At 69.2% G+C, this 18,060-nt stretch carries 12 protein-coding genes and 3 pseudogenes; 7 read left to right on the top strand and 8 right to left on the bottom strand.

All coding sequences use genetic code 11. The features are described from left to right. Positions 1 to 62 precede the first annotated feature (62 nt). The 3 genes from OG609_RS42780 (at position 63) to OG609_RS42770 (ending at position 4,347) form a co-directional block, all read left to right on the top strand. Entirely contained in the window at positions 63 to 1,565 is a 1,503-nt protein-coding gene (locus tag OG609_RS42780; RefSeq protein ID WP_327277681.1) for a UDP-N-acetylmuramoyl-L-alanyl-D-glutamate--2,6-diaminopimelate ligase, read from the top strand. A 298-nt stretch (positions 1,566 to 1,863) separates the two neighbouring features. Beyond that, positions 1,864 to 2,004, top strand: a complete 141-nt coding sequence (locus OG609_RS42775) for a hypothetical protein (protein WP_327277680.1) — start codon at positions 1,864 to 1,866, stop codon at positions 2,002 to 2,004. A 798-nt stretch (positions 2,005 to 2,802) separates the two neighbouring features. Continuing rightward, complete coding sequence (locus tag OG609_RS42770) at positions 2,803 to 4,347, top strand: hypothetical protein (protein ID WP_327278375.1); 1,545 nt, start codon at positions 2,803 to 2,805, stop codon at positions 4,345 to 4,347. 920 nt (positions 4,348 to 5,267) lie between these two features. Here OG609_RS42770 and OG609_RS42765 read toward each other — a convergent pair. Together OG609_RS42765 and OG609_RS42760 are read right to left on the bottom strand one after the other, a co-directional pair. Then, a pseudogene (locus OG609_RS42765) lies at positions 5,268 to 5,471 on the bottom strand (IS630 family transposase); the annotation flags it as partial. Positions 5,472 to 5,555: 84 nt separating this feature from the next. Next, entirely contained in the window at positions 5,556 to 6,512 is a 957-nt protein-coding gene (locus tag OG609_RS42760; RefSeq protein ID WP_327278374.1) for a DUF5996 family protein, read from the bottom strand. A 355-nt stretch (positions 6,513 to 6,867) separates the two neighbouring features. Between OG609_RS42760 and OG609_RS42755 the strand changes: the two are divergent. Continuing rightward, a pseudogene (locus tag OG609_RS42755) lies at positions 6,868 to 7,715 on the top strand (IS5 family transposase). Positions 7,716 to 7,791: 76 nt separating this feature from the next. Here OG609_RS42755 and OG609_RS42750 read toward each other — a convergent pair. Next, the gene (locus tag OG609_RS42750) at positions 7,792 to 8,538 is read right to left on the bottom strand and encodes a phosphotransferase family protein (RefSeq protein WP_327277679.1); all 747 of its coding nucleotides are present in this window, start codon (positions 8,536 to 8,538) and stop codon (positions 7,792 to 7,794) included. 287 nt (positions 8,539 to 8,825) lie between these two features. On the opposite strand from OG609_RS42750, the gene OG609_RS42745 reads away from it, so the two are divergent. Beyond that, positions 8,826 to 9,569 carry a VOC family protein gene (locus OG609_RS42745; protein ID WP_327277678.1) on the top strand — a complete coding sequence of 248 codons (744 nt, stop codon included), beginning with the start codon at positions 8,826 to 8,828 and terminating at the stop codon, positions 9,567 to 9,569. Positions 9,570 to 9,813: 244 nt separating this feature from the next. On the opposite strand, the gene OG609_RS42740 is transcribed toward OG609_RS42745, so the two are convergent. Both OG609_RS42740 and OG609_RS42735 read right to left on the bottom strand, forming a co-directional pair. After that, on the bottom strand, positions 9,814 to 10,458 hold the full coding sequence (locus tag OG609_RS42740) for a hypothetical protein (protein WP_327277677.1): 645 nt from the start codon (positions 10,456 to 10,458) through the stop codon (positions 9,814 to 9,816). Positions 10,459 to 11,030: 572 nt separating this feature from the next. Beyond that, the gene (locus OG609_RS42735; RefSeq protein WP_327277676.1) at positions 11,031 to 11,486 is read right to left on the bottom strand and encodes a hypothetical protein; all 456 of its coding nucleotides are present in this window, start codon (positions 11,484 to 11,486) and stop codon (positions 11,031 to 11,033) included. 1,140 nt (positions 11,487 to 12,626) lie between these two features. On the opposite strand from OG609_RS42735, the gene OG609_RS42730 reads away from it, so the two are divergent. Beyond that, a complete protein-coding gene (locus OG609_RS42730) occupies positions 12,627 to 12,749 on the top strand; it encodes a group II intron maturase-specific domain-containing protein (protein ID WP_327277675.1) in 123 nt (40 codons plus the stop codon). A 35-nt stretch (positions 12,750 to 12,784) separates the two neighbouring features. Next, positions 12,785 to 12,946 (top strand): hypothetical protein, encoded by a 162-nt coding sequence (locus OG609_RS42725; RefSeq protein ID WP_327277674.1) that lies wholly within the window; start codon positions 12,785 to 12,787, stop codon positions 12,944 to 12,946. A gap of 682 nt (positions 12,947 to 13,628) precedes the next feature. On the opposite strand, the gene OG609_RS42720 is transcribed toward OG609_RS42725, so the two are convergent. The 3 genes and pseudogenes from OG609_RS42720 to OG609_RS42710 all read right to left on the bottom strand — a co-directional run. Next, positions 13,629 to 15,173, bottom strand: coding sequence for an FMN-binding glutamate synthase family protein (locus OG609_RS42720; RefSeq protein WP_327277673.1), 1,545 nt, complete (start codon positions 15,171 to 15,173; stop codon positions 13,629 to 13,631). Between the two features lie 458 nt (positions 15,174 to 15,631). Then, the gene (locus OG609_RS42715; RefSeq protein WP_327277672.1) at positions 15,632 to 16,534 is read right to left on the bottom strand and encodes a GNAT family N-acetyltransferase; all 903 of its coding nucleotides are present in this window, start codon (positions 16,532 to 16,534) and stop codon (positions 15,632 to 15,634) included. Between the two features lie 463 nt (positions 16,535 to 16,997). Beyond that, positions 16,998 to 18,046 (bottom strand): annotated as a pseudogene (locus OG609_RS42710) (IS701 family transposase); the annotation flags it as partial. Positions 18,047 to 18,060: the final 14 nt, after the last annotated feature.

Genomic DNA, 18,060 nt, shown 5'->3' with positions numbered 1-18,060 from the left:
GGCGCCGCCTGCGCGCCAACCGCCGGACGACCGGCGGCCGGTGCATCTTCGAGAGGACCCTTGTGAAGTTGAGCGAGCTGCTCGCCGGGCACGACCATGAAGTCATCGAGGGCGATCCGGAGACGAGGATCACCGGAGGCACCTGCTTCGACGCCCACCGCGCCGCTCCGGGATCCCTGTTCATCGCGGTACCCGGCCATCGCGAGGGCGGCCCCGAGTCCGTCGGACCGGCTCTCGCACGCGGCGCGGTGGCGATACTCATCTGCTCCGCGACGGCGCAACCTCCAGTCGCGACCTGGGCGTCGGCAGCTGGTGTATGCGTCGTAGCCGTCGCGGACACGCGCAAGGCGGCCGCGGTCGTCGCCTCCCGCTACCACGGGGAGCCAGGCCGGCAGATGAAGATGGTGGCCGTCACGGGCACCAACGGGAAGACGTCGGTTTCCTCCATGGTGGAGTCGGTGCTGAGGGTCGCCGAGCACGCCAGGGTGGGGGTCATCGGGACGGGCGGCAGCCGGATCGGCGACGAACTGATCCCGATGCCGATGTCGGTACTGACCACACCGGAGTCGCCGGACTTCCAGTATCTGCTCGGGTACATGCGCGACCGCGGTGTCGGCACCGTGGCGCTCGAAGCCACGTCGATGGGCCTGCTGACCCACCGCCTCGACCACTCGTTCATCGACGTAGGGGTGTTCACCAACCTGACACAGGATCACCTGGACGACCACGGCACCATGGAGAACTACCGGGACGCCAAACTGCGTCTGTTCCAGGGGCTGTGCCGGCGTGCGGTGGTCAACGCCGACGACCCGGTCGGAGCCCGCATCGGGGCGATCATGCCCGGCGCGGTCGTCACGTACGGCATCGACGCGGAGGCGGACTACCGGGCAACCGACCTCACCATGGACGCCGTCGGCACCCGCTTCACCCTGCACCACGCCGGCCACAAGTATCCGGCGGCGATCCCCGTGCCTGGGCGGTTCTCCGTCTCCAACGCACTGGCCACTGTCGCAGCCTGCCACCTCATCGGGCACAATCTGGCCGGACTCGTCGCCGCACTCGAGCAGATGCCCCCGATCCCGGGAAGGTTCGAACGCTACGAGACCCCGGACGGCACGTCCGTCATCGTGGACTATGCGCACTCCCCAGACTCACTGGAGAAGGTGCTGACCACCATCCGCAGCTTCGCCTCTGGCCGGGTCGTCACGGTCTTCGGCTGCGGCGGGGACCGGGACGTCACCAAGCGCGCCCGGATGGGGGAGATCGCCGGCACCTACTCCGATCTGTGCGTTCTCACTTCGGACAATCCCCGGAACGAAGACCCCCGGGCGATCATGGATCAGATCGTCCCGGGCCTGCTCGCGAGCGGCACCACTTTCGAGCGGTTCGCCGACCGCCGCCGCGCCATCTCCTTCGCCCTGTCCGCCGCAGGGCACGGCGACGTCATCCTGATCGCGGGCAAAGGCAGCGAGCCCTACCAGATCGTCAACGAGGAACTGCTGCCGTTCAGCGACATGGCGACGGTACGCGAACTCGCCACGCGCCAGGCGTACCGGCCTTCTTGACGCCCGGCGCTGGTTGCAGCGCCGGGCACGAGGACGTGCAACCGCTCCGGACGCCGACCTGCTGGCTGATGCGCGATGGCAGGTCCGAGGCCCTGGCCGAAGCGAAGGTGGTCGTCCGGCACATCGTCGGCCTCCAGCGCCGTCAGGGATCCGCTGCCCGCTACACACGAGACCTTGTGGCCCCGCGGCTACCTGGGGGACGTGCGGGCCGCCCGCATTTCCGTCGGCGTGGACGCCTGATGGCGCTGATCGCGGCAGGCTGGGGTCGGCCCGTCCGGCTACTCCATGCCACAGCTCGGTGCGTTCAGCACCCGGCACCAGACCAATCGCCCACCTCAAGAACCGGCGCGTGCTCGGCAAGGTACGCACCGACCCGAAGTGGGCGACCGCCCTGGTCAGGACCCTGCTCGTCCGGACGAACCGCGAAGTCGTCCGCTGACCGACGATCTTCACCGAAATCATCCGCCCTCAACCAGCACGAGCATCCAGAATCCCGCGCACACCAGACCCGTGACCAGCAACCTCACGATGCACACCACTCAATGATCCCGGCAGGAGACCGGCGAGCAAGACACTGCGAACCGTCCCGGCCGGGAAGGTGGTGGCGAAGTCCACCTTCGGCTGCTGGGTTCACCTGCTCGACGAAGGCGGCACCCGCGGTGACGGCCCGTTCAAGAAGAACGTCGACTACGACTCCACCGTGTGGCGCAAGGCCCTGCACAAGGCATTCCCGAACAGCGGCGGCAAGCGGGCCACCGTGTTCGCCACCGCCAGTCACGTCCGCTCCCCGCGTAACCACGTTGCACATCACGAGCCTCTGATCAACGGCCTGCCACTGCACGGCCAGTCCAACAGTCAAGGCCGTGCACGCCGGCTCAGCCTCACCGACGCACACGCCGAAGTCATGCGCCTGGTTGAGTACATCGACAAGGACGTAGCCACCTGGCTCGGGCAGACCATCCGCGTGCGCCCGAGCTGCTGCGCACCCGGCCGTGACCCGTCTCCGGCACGGCAACCTGATGCAGAGCGTCGGCCGTCTCCGGTGACCAGCGCGCCAAGCGCGTCCAGCGGTTCACACCCGTTCCGTCGGGCCAGGTCGACGCCGTGGGCTGGTGAACCGGGCGAGTTCACCAGCCATCGGCCTGCCTGCCCGCGTACGGTGGGCCCGCGCCCCGTCCGTCGCGGCGAGGACGGGTACGGGCATTGGGGACGGACACGGAATGGGAGGAAGAACGGGATGACGGAGGCCACTGCGAGCGAGCTGAACGAGCGGCTGCTGGGGCGCCGGTGGACGGTGCGTCTGGACGCTGCCGGTCGTGGCAGTGCGGCGGTGCGCGTCTCGTGCAGCCGTCCCTCCTGCGCCGAGCAGCGTCTGCCGTCCGCAGTCGTCGGCCGTGCGGCTGCGGTCGCCCACCTCAAGGCCCACCTCCGAGCCGCTCCCGGGCCCCGGGCCGAGGTGTACTGCGCGTGCCGGGCCGAGAGCTGCCACACGCACCTCCGTCCCGACGACCGGCAGATGCGTGCCCAGCCCTGGCGGTGCGGCGGGGCGGTCGTCCTGGCCGTGGTCACCGACCGGGAAGGACGCTGGTGGCAGGCCCTGGAGTGCTGCTCACGCTGCGCGGCCGCCACGCCCGGCGCACAAGTCGTCACCACCGCACAGGCCGCCTCCGGCCCAGCTGCCGGTACCCCGGACACTGCCGACCGCCCGTCGACCGCTCCTGCCGGCGCGCCGCAGTTCTCCGACCGTCGCCCGTCCGCGGCCGGCCCGCGGGACGTACCGGCCCCCCGCTCCGCGCCGACGCGGCGCCGCCATCCGTGCGGGAAGATCGCGCAGCGGGTCATCCCCCACGATCTGCGGCCCGTCGTCCTGCGGGACGAACTCGTCGAACTCGGTGAGCTCTTCCGCACCTACCAGCAGCGCACCGAACCCGACCTGGCGCTCCTCGCCGACCTCCAGGAACGCAAGGCACGCGCTTTCACCACCTGGGCCGATGTCACCTGCGACGTCAATCTGCGGCTTGAGGCCCGGCGCGCCGAGCAGGCCGCCACCACCGCCCGCCTCCAGCACCAGCAGCGCACCGGCTGCGGTGCGGACAGCGATGGTCGAGCGGTGACCCGGCTACTGACCGCGGCGACGCAATGGGAGCACGCACGCTCCGTCCTCGCGTATGTGGCCGACCACAGCCCGCTGCCCGACCCGGAGGCGCGGCTGCTGGTGGTGATGCTGACCCTGCGCACCGCGCACACCGGCACCGGCAACCTCGTCGGGCAGGACCTCACCGCGCTGGGCCTGACCGACCCGGAAGACCTGGTCGAGCAGCTGACCGGCTGCGGCTGGCTGAGCATCCCCGGCACCGCCGGCGACCTGCTCGCCTCCCGCCCCGACAACCCCACCCCGGTCACCGTCCCGTCCCTCGTGGCCCGCGGGGACGGGACGGCCCCGTTCACGTTCGGCAAGAAGATGCGGCCCAAACTCAGCGGATGGGCCCGGAAAGTCGTCTCGGACAAGAAGCTCCGCAAGGCCAAGACCACCGCAGGCACCCGGCTGCTCGCCCTGACACTGGCCACCCAGACCAGTTCCTCGGGACGCCTCGGCCCCGGCGGCCAGGGCATCGACCTGAAGTCTCTCGCCGCCCGGTGCCCGGTCGGTCCCGGCGAACTGCAGCACCTGGCCGACCAGCTGACCGCAGCGGACTGGCTCACCGACGCCGCCCTCACCGACACCCACCTCACCGGGCAGCTGACCGAGCGCGTCCTCCCCCTCACCTGCCCCCTTCCCTAGCCAAACCAGGCCGGTCAGCCCCGCCGGGCCGGCGGGACTCGATCGTGATCAACCGCAGCCCGTGGATGTAGGCGAGGGCTACCGGCGGCAGGCGCCGCTCCTGAGCCGACGGAAGAAGATGCCTTCCGCACACGCACGACGCCGCGACAGCGGCACCGACCCATCCAGGTCGAGCCGTGCCGGTGTCGTTTGTCCCAACCAGAGTTCTGCGGGACGATGCGCAAGGGGATGGGCAGTGCGGGCGTCGATCTTCCAGCTGTCGCCGTCGTCCCAGCACTGGACACGGCAGAAGGAACAGTCGCGTCCCACAGATCCTGTCAGCCCGCCCCTGAACGGCTCCCTGTCAGGACCGTGAGAGCCTCCGGCAGGATCTTCTCCGCGCACGCTCGGCGTGGTGCGGCCCGCCGCTCGTGTCGTGCACCGTGGAGTGGCCTGTCGCAGTCGGGACAGGTACGTCCGATAGCGACGCTGAGGGCGGGAGCGGTGCGGGCCCGGCCGGAAGTGGTGAAGTTGGTCAGGCCATCGAGGATTGCGCGTATAGGTAGCGTGAATGCGACCTACACGCGCAATGTGTGACCTGAGATGACGCAGACCTCATGTTTCTCGGCGCTCGGCCCCTGTCATCCAAACCACCCCTGCACATAGGCCAACCGACGAGGCGTCTCCATTCGGCGAACGCTCCTCCCAGGTCCAGGACCTCCGCAAGGACGATGGCCGTCATACGCGAGGCAGCTGGGTCCACGTGGACGATCCAGCTGTCCAGGGAACGGTCAGAGGTGGCAGCGATGGGCGATCTCCCAGCCGTCGGCCGGTCGCCAGCGCTGCGTGCGGTCGCCGTCGCCCATCAGTGATCACCCTGATCACAACCCTGGCTGCACCTGACAGATGCGACCTGGTGCTCCCACAGTTCGCCGGGTTGGTCAGGCTGCGGGGGCGAGGGGGCGTCCGCCCCGGCGGATGCCCTTTGCGCTGCGGATGCGGGCGCGTTCCTTGCGCTCGGCGGCGAGTACGTCGGGGTGGCGGGCGTTGGCATTGCGCCAGCGCAGGTAGCGGAGCAGGGCCCGGGTCTGCGCGGGATGGCTGTGATGGTTGGAGTTGGCCGGGGTGAACTGCCGCAGCGGGCCGGGCGAGCTGCCGCGCACCGACATCTGACCGGGGCGGTGGCCGGGTGGCCATGCCGATGTGGGGTTCGCGGTTGCTGTTGGGCCTCAGCCGGAAGCCGGGTGGGGCCTGTTTCGCAGTTGCGGGTCCGTCACCCCGCCCGGGCATGCGAGCGGGTCGATCGGCCATCCGGCGCGCCGGGCACCGGCCCGGTACGCGCTCTCGTAGAAGGCGAGTACGGCGGCACGCGGGTCGGCCTCGACACGGACCTCGTCGTACGGCAGTACGGCCAGGTGGCTGTCGTTCCGGGCGACCCAGTGCGCCGCCGCGGGCTCGAGCGGCTCCTCGGCCAGGTGCGCCGGCTCCGGAGCGGTGTAGGAGTAGAACGCGGGCGCAGGAAAGGTGTCGTCCCCGAACCAGAAGCCAAAGCTGATCACCTCCCGGGAGTACGCCTCCCGGGTGACAGGGTCCGGCTGCTGAGGCTGCTCGATGTGACGCTCGGAGAACCGGGTGTGCGCAATGTCGAAGGTGTGCCAGAAGTGGTGCACCGGGCTCACCTTCCCCGAATACCCCGCGGCAAATTCCTCCAGCACCGACGCCACCTGGCTGAGGACCCGCCAGTAGCGGTTGGCCTGCGCGGGCTCGTACGTCGCATGCTCGGCGTCCTCGGCGAACGGCCGGCCGGAGTCGGGCAGGTCGAAGGGCCTGGGCACGTCTAGCCGCACCCGGATGCCCAACGTTGCCAGCGACTCCATGACCGCGTCGTGGAAGGAGGCAACGGACTGGCCGACGAGCGGGAAGGAGATCTCCCGACCGTCCAGCGTCGAGACGACCAGCCGATGCGCGACGAAGTCGAAGTCCATCGTGAAGATCGGGTTGCCGTCGACCTGCCCCATCGGGCGCGTCGTGATGCCGCGCCCCGTGAGGTGGAACGGGACATTCCACCAGTGGTTGCGCCGGGCGCTGGCGGCGAGACGGATCTTCCCGACGATCTGCGCGAAGCGCTGGAGCGTCTCCTTGGTGTCACGCCACTCGGCAAGCGGGATCGGCAGGAACAGCTCCATGGTCATCACCCTTCCTTCTGACCTTGCTGAACGGACCCGCACCGTCCGGTAGTCCTGGCACGTCCCGCCCCGTTACCGGGGTCGCTTGTCACCCTCGTCGGCGTTCCCCGGATCGGGCTTGCCCCAGCTTCACCAGACCGTTGCGACGGCCTGGCGGACGAGTGCGTACGCCCCAAAGCATCGCTCGGGGCCATGGCGAGGCTCGCACCGTCCTTCCAGCAGGAGAACACTACGGTGACCGCGGGCAACTCACTCGCCATGACACGGCGGCCCTGGAACGTTATACGTGGCCGACGGTGACCAGAACATCGTCGGCCAGGGTTACCGCCCCGTCGGCCAGCTGTACCCCGGGGGTCTGACCGGCAACTGTCGTAATCTCGGCGACCCTTATTTTGACGAGTTGTGGGCGCGCATCGAGCCGCTGCTGCCGGTCGTCCCGCGTAATCCGCGGCGTCCGGGTCGTAAGCGTCTGGATAGTCGCAAGGTGCTGTGCGGGATCCTGTTCGTGCTGTACACCGGGATCCGCTGGGAGTTTCTGCCCCAGGAGCTGGGCTTCGGCTCGGGGATGCCCTGCTCGCGACGGCTGCGGGACTGGAACGAGGCCGGGGTCTGGCAGCGCCTGCACGAGCTGCTGCTGTCCGAGCTGCGGGCCGCAGACCTGCTGGACTTCTCCCGCGCAGCGGTCGACTCGAGCCACATCCGCGCGATGAAGGGCGGGCCGGCCACCGGTCCGTCCCCGGTGGACCGGGGCAAGGCCGGCAGCAAGCACCACCTGATCGTCGAGGCGCACGGCATCCCGCTCGCGGCAATCACCACCGGCGGCAACCGACCGGCGGCAACCGCAACGACGTCACCCAACTGATCCCGCTGATCCAGGCCGTCCCGCCGATCCGCGGCAAGCGCGGCCAGCCACTGCGCCGCCCCAAGCACCTGTACGCCGACCGCGGCTATGACCACGAGGTCTACCGGGACAAGGTCCGCCGGTTCCAGATCACCCCGCACCTCGCCCGGCGCGGCACCGGGCACGGCTCCGGCCTGGGCGTGTACCGCTGGGTCGTGGAAGGAGCGATCGCGCTGCTGCACTGGCTCCGCCGCCTGCGCATCCGCTGGGAGATCCGCGACGACATCCACCACGCGTTCCTCACCCTCGGCTGCGCCGTCATCTGCTGGCGACGACTCCGCACCGCACTTTGTCGGGAGTAAGGGCAGGCGATGCGCCCCAGGGGATGGCCTGCTCGATGCGTCAGAACGCACTCACAGCAGTCGGGCCCGCGCAGCCTCACATCCGGGATCTCAGCACGTCGACCTCACAACCCGGCGCGGACGGGTCGAAGCCGTGCTCGATCAGCCAGCGAACCACCAGCAGGCTTCGCAACGACCACCACGCGTGGATCACGTCGAGGTCGACGTCGGTGCCATAGCCGGCGATGACGTCGTCGAGGTGCTCCTCGTGTCCGAGCGTGAAGGTGGCGAGGTCGTACAGGGCATCACCCTGGCCCGCCTCGGACCAGTCGATGATGCCAGTGACCTCGCCGCCGTCGACAAAGACGTGCGCGATCTGCAGGTCGCCGTGCGTGAACGCCGGAGTCCACGGCCGGAGCGCGGCCTCGGCAACCTGGCGGTTGCGGGTGACCAGGTCGGCGGGCAGGACGCCATTAGTCACGAGCCACTCGCACTCGTCGTCGAGTTCCGCCGCCAGCGCGACGATGCTCCGCCCGGCCCGGCCGGGCCGGGGCGGCAGCGGCGCGTCGTGCAGCTTCCGGATGGCGGCGCCCGCCGCGGCCCACGCCGCCGGTGACCCGGTCGACGGCCCGCCGAGGCGCCCAAGCGTCGTCCCCGGGAGCGCGGCGATCGCGAGCACGGGCGGCTTGCGCCACAGGACCTCCGGGGTCGGGACCGGCGCGAGGGACATCGCCTCGACCTCGACGTCGATGCGCGCCTGATCGGCGTCCACCTTCAGGAACACGTCGCCGACGCGCGGGGTCGCGCGCTCGGAATGGGCGACGACGACTTTGACCTCATCCATGGGCGACCAGTATCCCGGGGATGATCGCCGACGTCGCCGGGTTTATCGCGTGCGATTACGCGGCTGACCACGTCCCGCTACCCGGCGGCCTCATGCACGACACCGACCTCTGACCAGGTCAAGCCCACCACTTTTGTCAGGAGTGCTTCATCTGGCGAGTGAGCAGTTGACCTGGCGGGGCTGAGCGCTCCAGTTGGCGAGCTGAGCATTGCGGCTGGTGAGCGAGTTGATCTCTGTTTGGCGACGGTACCTGCGGATGTCGTTGCAGAGTGCGTAGGGTCGCCGACATGGCACTGCGACCTGTGAATGTGAACATAAAGGCTCTTGATGACTCGGCGGTCGGCCGGTTCTGGGCGGAAGCGCTCGGCTGGGGTGTTTCCAGTGAGGGACCCGGCGTGACCAACGTTGAACCCGTCGGCGGATTCGTTTGGCCGGACCCGGTCGCCGTCTGCGTCGACGTCGTTACCGTCCCGGAACCCAAGACGACAACAAAGAACCGTGTGCACCTCGATCTCGCCTCCACCTCTGCGGCCCATCAGGCGGAGTTGGTCGCGCGCCTCCAGGCTCTCGGCGCGACGCCCGCCGACGTGGGCCAGGGCGACGTGCCGTGGACGGTCCTCGCCGACCCGGAGGGCAACGAGTTCTGCGTGCTGGAGCCTCGGGAGATCTACCGGGACACCGGGCCGATCGCCGCGGTGGTGGTCGACTGCGCGGATCCGCGGGCCATGGCCCGGTTCTGGGGCGAGGCGGTGGACTGGACCCTGCACGAGGTGACTGACGATCATGCGGTGTTGCGCTCCGCCAAGGGTGTCGGCCCGTATCTCGAGTTCCTCCGCACGCCCGGCGTGAAGGCCGTGCCAGACCGCGTTCATATTGACCTGCTGCCGTACCCCGGTGACGATCAAGAGGCGGAGGTGGCCCGGCTGCGGGCCCTCGGCGCCACCGACATCGACCTCGGCCAGGGCGACGTCCCGTGGAGTTGCCTGGCCGACCCGGAGGGCCACGAGTTCTGCGTCCTCGCGCCCCGCTGACGCGGAGTCTTAACGACACCCCGACACGTGAGCCCTGTCTGCTCATGCACCATGACCCCGGGTGGGTTGGGCTGCGGCGTCTTGATCGCTTCGGGCGGCAAGAGCTTGCGTGTAGGGGGCGAGATCAGCTCGCCCGCCAACCACAACGCTCAACTCGCCAACTGGAGTGCTCAGTCACACGAACTGTGACTGAGCGCGCTACCTGGCGGGACTCGCCACGAAGCACGCTCAGGCTCCTGACTTGCTAATCGCAGGTGTGGAACGTGCAGAGGCGTAGATCGACTACCCCTGGTAGCCGCAGGATCTGCTCCTTGAGCCTGTCCTGACTCTGCCCTTCTGCGAAGCTGTCGGGCATCCCCACTGTGAGTATGAGTTGACCAGGCTGATGCTCACCGACCTCAATCCGCGTGGCGCCGAAGTCTCGCAGCTGTTCCTTGCGCAGATTGAAGTCCAGATCGTAAAACCGGCTGGTGGAGTCGAGTGTCGCGTGAAAGGAGGGTGGCGGTTCGTTCTCCGGGTCCGGAGGCTGGAGATAGAACAGTGCCACGGCTGCCGCGGCCGCGATGGGCGTGGTCACCGCCAGCCATGCGACTGGGCGGTTGCCGGCGTCCGTAAAGGCTGCGACGAGCAACAACAGGGCCGCTGGAACGAACAGAAACATGCCGATAACGGCGCCGATCAGGCCCCAGGCCAGCAGGCCCGCCCCGACGACGAAGCAAGCTCGGGCAAATCCCTTCGGCTGGTCTCGCATCAAGAGCGGGACGGCGACCGCGGCCACGCTGATAACGAAGAACCCGGCCAGGTAGGTGACGATCACTAGCCCGAGGGCCGCCGCAATCCCTGCCGCCACCACCCCCGCCACGGCCCACCCCCATTGCCGGGCACCCACCCTCTGGCATTCCTCCACCGCAAACCCCCCTTGAACATGTTCAACTGAACACGTTCAAGATATATCAAGCCTGCGGCTCCGCATCCCTGCGGATGTTCGAATGGCCCACCCCCACGACTGAGCACCTACCTGTCCAGACTGGCCAACTACAGCGCTAAGTCACATGAATCTCCCAGACCGCGGGGGCATCCCCGGTGTCCGCAATGACATCCCTGATCGCCCGCAGGACCGCCTCCTGCCCGGCAGTCGAACGGCCCCGCGCTCACGAGGCCCGCGCTGTCCGCTGCCCACGCTCGCGGGCCAGGCAACGCAACTCCACCCGGGCCGCCGGTGCACGGCCCCCGCTGGCGGTGAAGAAGGGATGCCACCAGATCCGCGCCGAGAGCTCAAGGAGCCGCCGACGCAGCGCGGTGTTGTGGGGCAGGCCGGGAGAACGCCGGCGGGAAGCACCAGGATCATCCCAGTGCCGGGCCGCCTCCACAAGCATTCGGACGTACATCATGAGCACACCTCCGAAGCAGGATCGGCGAGCACTGCGACCAGCAGGCCCGTAGCGTCGACGGGCGTCTTGATCAGGACGTCAGGGTGACCATGCGGCCGGTGCCGCCTGTCTCGACGCATTCCTGATACGGATTCAACGGACCCGGCTGTTCCCGACAGCTCCAGACGGATCCTGCGGCGTGGACGGTCGTGGCCCCTTCGCCACCGCTGTTCCAGCTCCGCGTGTAGGCGCTCGCGACCTGGAGTGCTGTGGCGCAGTCCCTGGCGTGGGCCGTCCCCACCGTGAGCCCCGATCTGCCATCGGTGCCGCAGATGACGCCGACCGCCTCGTCGGCCACGCCGAGGCCCGCAAGCAGCTCGCGGGCCTTCGCGGCGTCAGGCGGCTCCGGGAGGTCGCGGGCGGCCGGGGCCCGGCCGACGAGGCTGTGGGAGGTGGCGGCCATGGCGGGAGCAGCGGTGACCGCGAGACCGGCGACCACCGCGGCGGCCGCGAAGAAGGTGGTGGTACGGCGCAGAGGACGAATCATGCCCCTCATGCTCCGGCCCTGATCGGCGAAGAATCGTTGCTGCCTGGCGGGCGTCACCCGCGCGGGTGGAAAGTCGTACCGGGAGCTGCAGTGGGGCGTCGTGACGGTGCGTCGGGGCCGGTCCCCGCGCACAGTCTTCGCGCAGCCGGTACCGGCCCTGCTCGTTGTACGTGGTCGCGCACGGGCTCTGGGGCGGGTCGGCGTAAGGCGCTGCACCGTGCAGCAGGCTGCGCCGGGAGATGAACGAGAAGAACAAGCGGATACGCGAGCTGGAGACGGAACGTGATGTCCTCAAGCGATGCATGGGTGCGCCACGAAGTTTTGTGTGACCGAGTGGAGGTGCAAGACCACCACCGCCGGGCCGTCGCAGCGGTTCGGTAGAAGCTGGGGCCAGTCCGACCCGGGGGATGCCGGGAAGGGCGGGAGGCAGCCCCGACAACGACGGGACGCGCCGGTACTGCCAGACGGTGCGGGTCCGGCAAGCGAGGCCAGAAGGTGTACGTGAGGAACCTGCGGTTAAAGCTCCGTAAGCGTTGTACCGGCTCCAACCTGGTGGATCTGGGCCGGGATGCAGTACGCGGCTGCCCTACATGCGGGCCGCCGACTCCGGAGCCCGAGAAGTCTTCAGGTCCGGGGGCCGTGCCGAAGGGCTGCGGCGTAGGCACGGCTAGGCTGTCAGGGCAAAGCAGGGCACCCATCCTGGCCGATCGGCACACAGGAAACGTGGGAACCATCCGAGACCGCGCAAGCACCGTCCTTCCAGGCCGGGAGTGGGGGCAGGTCCGTCGCCGGCTGATGGTCTCGTGGTGGGGCGGAGGGGAGGACCAGGAGCCACCCGCAGCCGCAGGGCCCACCGGCGGGCAACGGGCAAGCCCAACTACCGGATCTGCCGGTACGCGGACGACTTTCTCGTGCTCGTCGCCGGGACCCGCGAGGATGCGACAGCCATCCGTGCCTGGGTAGCTGAGGTCCTCTCCCCTGAGCCTGCCCCTGTCACCGGAGAAGACGAAGATCACGCACATCGACGAGGGCCTGGACTTCCTCGGCCGGCGCCTCCAGCGCCACCGGAAGAAGGGCACCAACCGGCACTACGTCTACACCTACCCGTCCAAGAAGGCGCTCGCGTCGATCAAGGACAAGGTGAGCAACGTATGCCGGCAGGACACCAATCTGCCGCTGGAAGTCCTGCTGCACCGCCTCAACCGGGTGCTGCGGGGCTGGACCGCCTACTTCCGCTTCGGTGTCTCGCACGCCACCTTCTGATACCTACGCCGTTTCGTCTGGCAGCGGGTCATCAAATGGCTGCGAAGAAAGTCCGCCGGAGCACCTGGAAGGACCTGCGCCACCGCTACTGCGGTGGCCGCTGGTGGCCCGTCACGGACGAGGTGCGACTGTTCGACCCCGCCAGGGTGAAGACCATCCGCTACCTCTACCGAGGGATGAAGATCCCCGCCCCGTGACCCAGCACCGGCTGAAGAAGGGGCTCCGGCGGTACCTACGGCTCGCCGAAGATCTGGCTCCTCCTGGTCCGCGCGGGCCTCCCCACTCCGATGTCGTGCACTCCGGGTCGATGTCGTGCATCGGATGCAGTGCACTGCCCGGGTATCGGGTGCGGTGGCGCGCATCGTCGGGGCGGTGGTGTGCATCGCGGTGCGGGCGGCGCGGATCGGTTGCAGGGCGAGGCTAGCGACCCGGGCGCTGCCCGTCACGGCTGCACCGTAGGAATCGAGGCAGGTCTGCGCAACTGCAGCGGACCTTTGTCGGTATCGGCGTAGCCGAAGATCTCACGGCGCGTTCCGACCGGCCGGGGTCCTTCTTCACGGCCGGTCGAAGAAGTGCGCCGAGAGCCGACCTCCGACGAAGGCGCTGGCGACTGGAATGCGGCGGTGCCCTCAGCCACGTGTGGCTGAGGGCACCGCTGGCTGGGCTCAGCGTGGAGTCGGCGTTTGGGCGGCCGCCATCTCGTCGTGCAGCAGGTGGTGCTGGTCGGGCGTGCCCCCAGGACCCGCGCCCCGGAGGGGCCGGGAAGTCGCCGTGCCAGTCCCACCCGCCCGGGTCAACAGGCCGTGGCTCGTAGTCAGCCCGGCCGACCGCCCCGCACCGCCCGACCTCGCAGATCAGGCACTGGCAACTCGTCACACGTCAGCCGACAGGCTTCTGGAGAGGGGTCGGTTTGGCGGTGAGCAGCGCGGTGATCTCCTGGGCGAGCTCCGGGCCGAGTTCGCCCCAGCCGTCCTTGTAGCCGTAGACGCTCGCCAAGGTGCGGGCGTCGTAGTCGCCGTTCATGATCTCGATGTCGGTGGTGGTGATGAGTGCCGGGTGGGCGACGCCGACAGCTCCCGAGACCTTCAGCAGCTCCTTACGCAGGGTGCGCAGGTAGACAGCGGCCCGGGTGGCCTTCGAGGGCGCGTCGACGCCGCGCACCAGCCACGGGTCCTGGGTGGCGATGCCGGTGGGGCACTTGTCGGTATGGCATTTCTGCGCCTGGATGCAGCCGATGGACAGCATTGCCTCGCGGGCGACGTTGATCATGTCGACACCCAGGGCGAAGGCGACGGCGGCGTTCTCGGGCAGGCCGAGCTTGCCGGAGCCGATGAAGGTGAGGTCGTCGGTCAGACCCCGCTCGGCGAACGTGCTGTAGACGCGGGAGAAGCCCATCCGGAACGGCAGCGACACCGAGTCGGTGAAGATCAGGGGAGCCGCCCCGGTGCCGCCCTCGCCGCCGTCGATCGTCACGAAGTCGACCCCGCGATCACCACGCGCCATCAGCGTGGCCAGCTCCTGCCAGAAGCTCATCTCCCCCACAGCGCTCTTGATCCCGACCGGCAAACCGGTCTCGGTGGCGAGCAGCTCCACGAAGTCGAGCATCGAGTCGACGTCGTGGAACGCGGTGTGCCGAGAGGGGGAGGCGCAGTCCTTGCCGGCCGGGATGCCGCGGATCTTGGCAATCTCGGGGGTCACCTTCGCGCCTGGCAGCATCCCACCGAGCCCCGGCTTGGCGCCCTGGGAAAGCTTGATCTCTATCGCCTTGACAGGGGCGCCTGCGACCACGTCCTTGAGCTTGTCAAGGTTGAAGGTGCCGTCCTCGTTGCGGCAACCGAAGTACGACGTCCCGATCTGGAGGACGAGGTCACCGCCGTTGCGGTGGTACTGCGAGAGGCCGCCCTCACCCGTGTTCTGCATCGCGCCGGCCAGCGCCGCGCCCTTGTTGAGCGCCGTGATGGCCGCGCCGGACAGCGATCCGAAGCTCATCGCCGAGATGTTCACGACGCTCGCCGGCCGGAACGCCTTGGCGCGCCCGCGCGGGCCGCCCAGCACCTTGGCCGAGGGCAGCGGGCCCTGCGGGTCGTGCAGATCGGGCAGCGTGCCGGCGAACGTCCGCTGCTTCACGTACGCGTGCCCTTGCACGTGCTCGACGTCTACGTCGGTTCCGAACCCGAAGTAGTTGTTCTCTTCCTTCGCCGACGCATAGATCCAGGTGCGCTGGTCACGGCTGAACGGGCGCTCTTCCTCGTTGGATGTCACGACGTACTGCCGCAGCTCCGGCCCGATCGTCTCCAGCAGGTACCGGGCGTGCCCGATCACGGGGAAGTTTCTTAGCAGTGCGTGCTTCTTCTGGACGAGGTCGCGGACAGCCACCAGCGCCAATGCTGTTGCGGCGGCCGCGCCGATGCTCCGAGCGCGCATGAACGTTCCTCTCCTCGGCAGCTCGATACCCGACTCCATCGCTGTGCGGCGGACGTCGTGGGCGTTGGGCGGCGGACACGGCCAGGCAGGCACCGGTGTCCGACGACGAAACGCCACATGATGTTAGAGGTCTCGTGGATGGGCGGACGGGGCAGGGTGCGTGAGTCCGGCTCCGGCCCTGGCGCTCGTGCGGGGCCGGGACGCTTCTCCAGGCAGTTCAATGCTCGGAGAAGAGGAGTTGCAGACGGCCGGGGTGGGCGAAGAGGGGGTCTGATCAGCGACAGCCGCCAGATGGCGGCTGGACGCTATGCGGCTGGGAGCGGGGCTCGTCGTGGGGCTTGCTGCGGGGCCGGCTGTCGCAGCGTTGTCCGCCGTGGGCCGCCCTGTTCTCCCGAAGTTGGACGAGGACGACGAGGTGGTCTGAGCACGGCCCCCGTCGAAGGTGAGAATTCAGGTTCTCAGCGCGGGTCCCTGCGCATGCACCACGTGCGGGGGCCGTTGTCGGGGAGGTGGACATCGGCTGTGACCTTGAAGCCGAGGCGCTCGTAGAATTGCACGTTCGCCTCGCTGGAGGTCTCCAGGAACGCTGGATACCCAGCGTGCTCGGCCTCCTGGATGCCGGGAATCAGCACGGCACTGCCGAGGCCCTGCCCCTGGGCCTCGGGGGCAGTTCCCACGGTTTCCAGGAACCATCCCGGCTCCTGGGGCCGGTTCGGGGCAATGGCCGCTTCCGCGGCCGCGGAAGCGGCGGCCCGGTCGCCGCTGAGTTCGCCGAGGGTCGGCCCGAGTTCAGCGAAGGCGGGCGAGGGATCCTGGCCGGGAATGGCCCAGACAGCCACGGCGCGGCCTTCGTCGGCGACCCAGACTCGGCCGTACACCATGCCGATGCGGGTCAGGCACAGCTCCTGGGACTGCCGGATCCGGTCCTCGTGATCGTCCGCTGCGATCACGTGCCGCGTGTAGGGGTAGTCGGCGAAGGCGCGGGCGAGGGTATCGACCGCGGTGGGAATGTCGGAGTCGGTGATGGGACGCACGACAGGGGCTCTCTGGTTCTGTGCCATATTCACCGAGCCATCCTGCCACCGGGTGAATCCCTCGCCAACGCATTTTGACCAGGGGAGGGTGTCAGACACCCCAGCCCAGAGGACTCGTTCACAGGCTTGGCGTACAGACCGCAGCTCAAGCACCCTGGAGCCGGGCTGCAGGCCGCGGCACAGGCTGCCCAGGAAGACCGCGCCCAGGCCGAGGAGAGTCACCGGCGGGCCGCCGACGCCGAGGCAGCGTTGGAAGCATGCAGACAGCGAAGCGACCTCAGCGGGCTCGACCTCGAACAGGCAGTCGCAGCTGCCGACCAGGCCCACGCGGAGGCAGTCGCACAACTGGCTGCCCACCGCACGGCCCACACCGAAGCCGTGGGGAATGACTCGGATTGCGCGCGGGCCCATGCCGAGGCCGTCCGACCGCTGGAGGATTCCCGGCCTGCGGCAGAAGCGGCCCTGGCTCTCGTCCGTGAACGGCTCGCCGCGCCCGGGCTAAGCAACGCGGTGGGCTGGCAAGGCGACAGCACCAGCCCGGAGGACGACTGGCTGGACGAACTCAAGACCCGTCTGAGCAGCGTGCCGGAGCCCGCGCGCGGCCTGGACGAGTGCACGGACGCCCTGCGCCTGCACCTTCGCGAAGAACCGGACGACGGCTGGAGCCTGGCATACGGGCCCGCGCCCGAGCCAATGCCGGCTCATCAGCTCGCCTTCGCCGGGCGGCGCTTCTCCCCACCGGCGGCCGCCGAAGAAGCCGCAGCCGTAGGCGGGGCGGCCGTGGGTGTGCATGGCTTTGCTCGATCCAGTGCCTGATGCCGTAGATCCGGACGACTTCATACAGGTCGGCGGCCGGTTCGGGGCTGTCGGCCTCGCGAGGACCGCCGGGGCGGGGCAGGTCGGTGGCCAGATACCAGGTGGTCCGCGCGGGCAGGGTGGCCGGCTCGGTGGTGGCCACGACGAGGCGGGTGAGGCCGTCCGGTCCCCACCAGCCCAGGCAGGCGTCGGCGGCCCACCATGTCTCGGTGTGTCCGTCGCGGAAGGTGCGCTCGACGCGGTCCAGTCCCCGGGATGCTTGGGGTCCGTCCAGCTCAGGGCGCGGGCGGCGTCAACAGGGGTGTAGGCGTCCACGCCGTAGGCCCAGGTACCGTGGCTCGGTTTGAGGGCCATCACGAACGGCAGTCCCGCCTGGTCGAGTTCCCTGCGGAAGCCGTCCTGGTCACCGTAGGCGCAGTCGGCGGCCACCGCCCGGAAGGCCACCCCGGCGCCCTTCGCGCTGCGGGCCAGTTCGGCGGCGATCTGGAGCTTCGTGCGGAAGCCGGGGTCGCTCTTGCCCTTGGGGAAGTGATGGGCGGGGCTGTAGGGCACGGCGTGCAGCGGGTAGTAGAGGTTCTCGTCCGCCCAGCAGGTGGTCACGGTCACGATGCCGTTGTCGGTCTTGCCCAGTCGGCCCAGCCACTGCCGTCCGATGTGCGCGGTCGCCTTCCCGTCCTTACGGTCCCCGGAGTCATCGATCACCAGCACCCCGCCCGGGTGCGGCGCGGTCGCGGGGTCGGCCAGCAGCAGTTCCACCCGGCGGGCGTTGACCTGCTCGTGGTCCCACGTCGACTCGGACAAGAACAACTGCAGCCGCTGCACCGAGGGGTGCTGGGCCCCGACGACGAGTTCGGTGCCGGCCAGGCAGGTCAGCGTCTTGTTGCGGTCCCGCGGCAGCAGCAGCCCGGTCAGGTACTCGCGGAACCCACGGCGCTGTGCCCATGTGGAGAACAGGTCATCGAAGCGTGCGGCGTAAGCTTCCAGCGGGCCCGGTGCGGGCGGACACAGCAGACGACGGGTCATCACAAGCCCCCAGG

This window comes from Streptomyces sp. NBC_01224 (assembly GCF_036002945.1).
In the GTDB taxonomy this organism is placed as follows: domain Bacteria; phylum Actinomycetota; class Actinomycetes; order Streptomycetales; family Streptomycetaceae; genus Streptomyces.
This window is presented reverse-complemented; position numbering and strand designations above follow the sequence as displayed.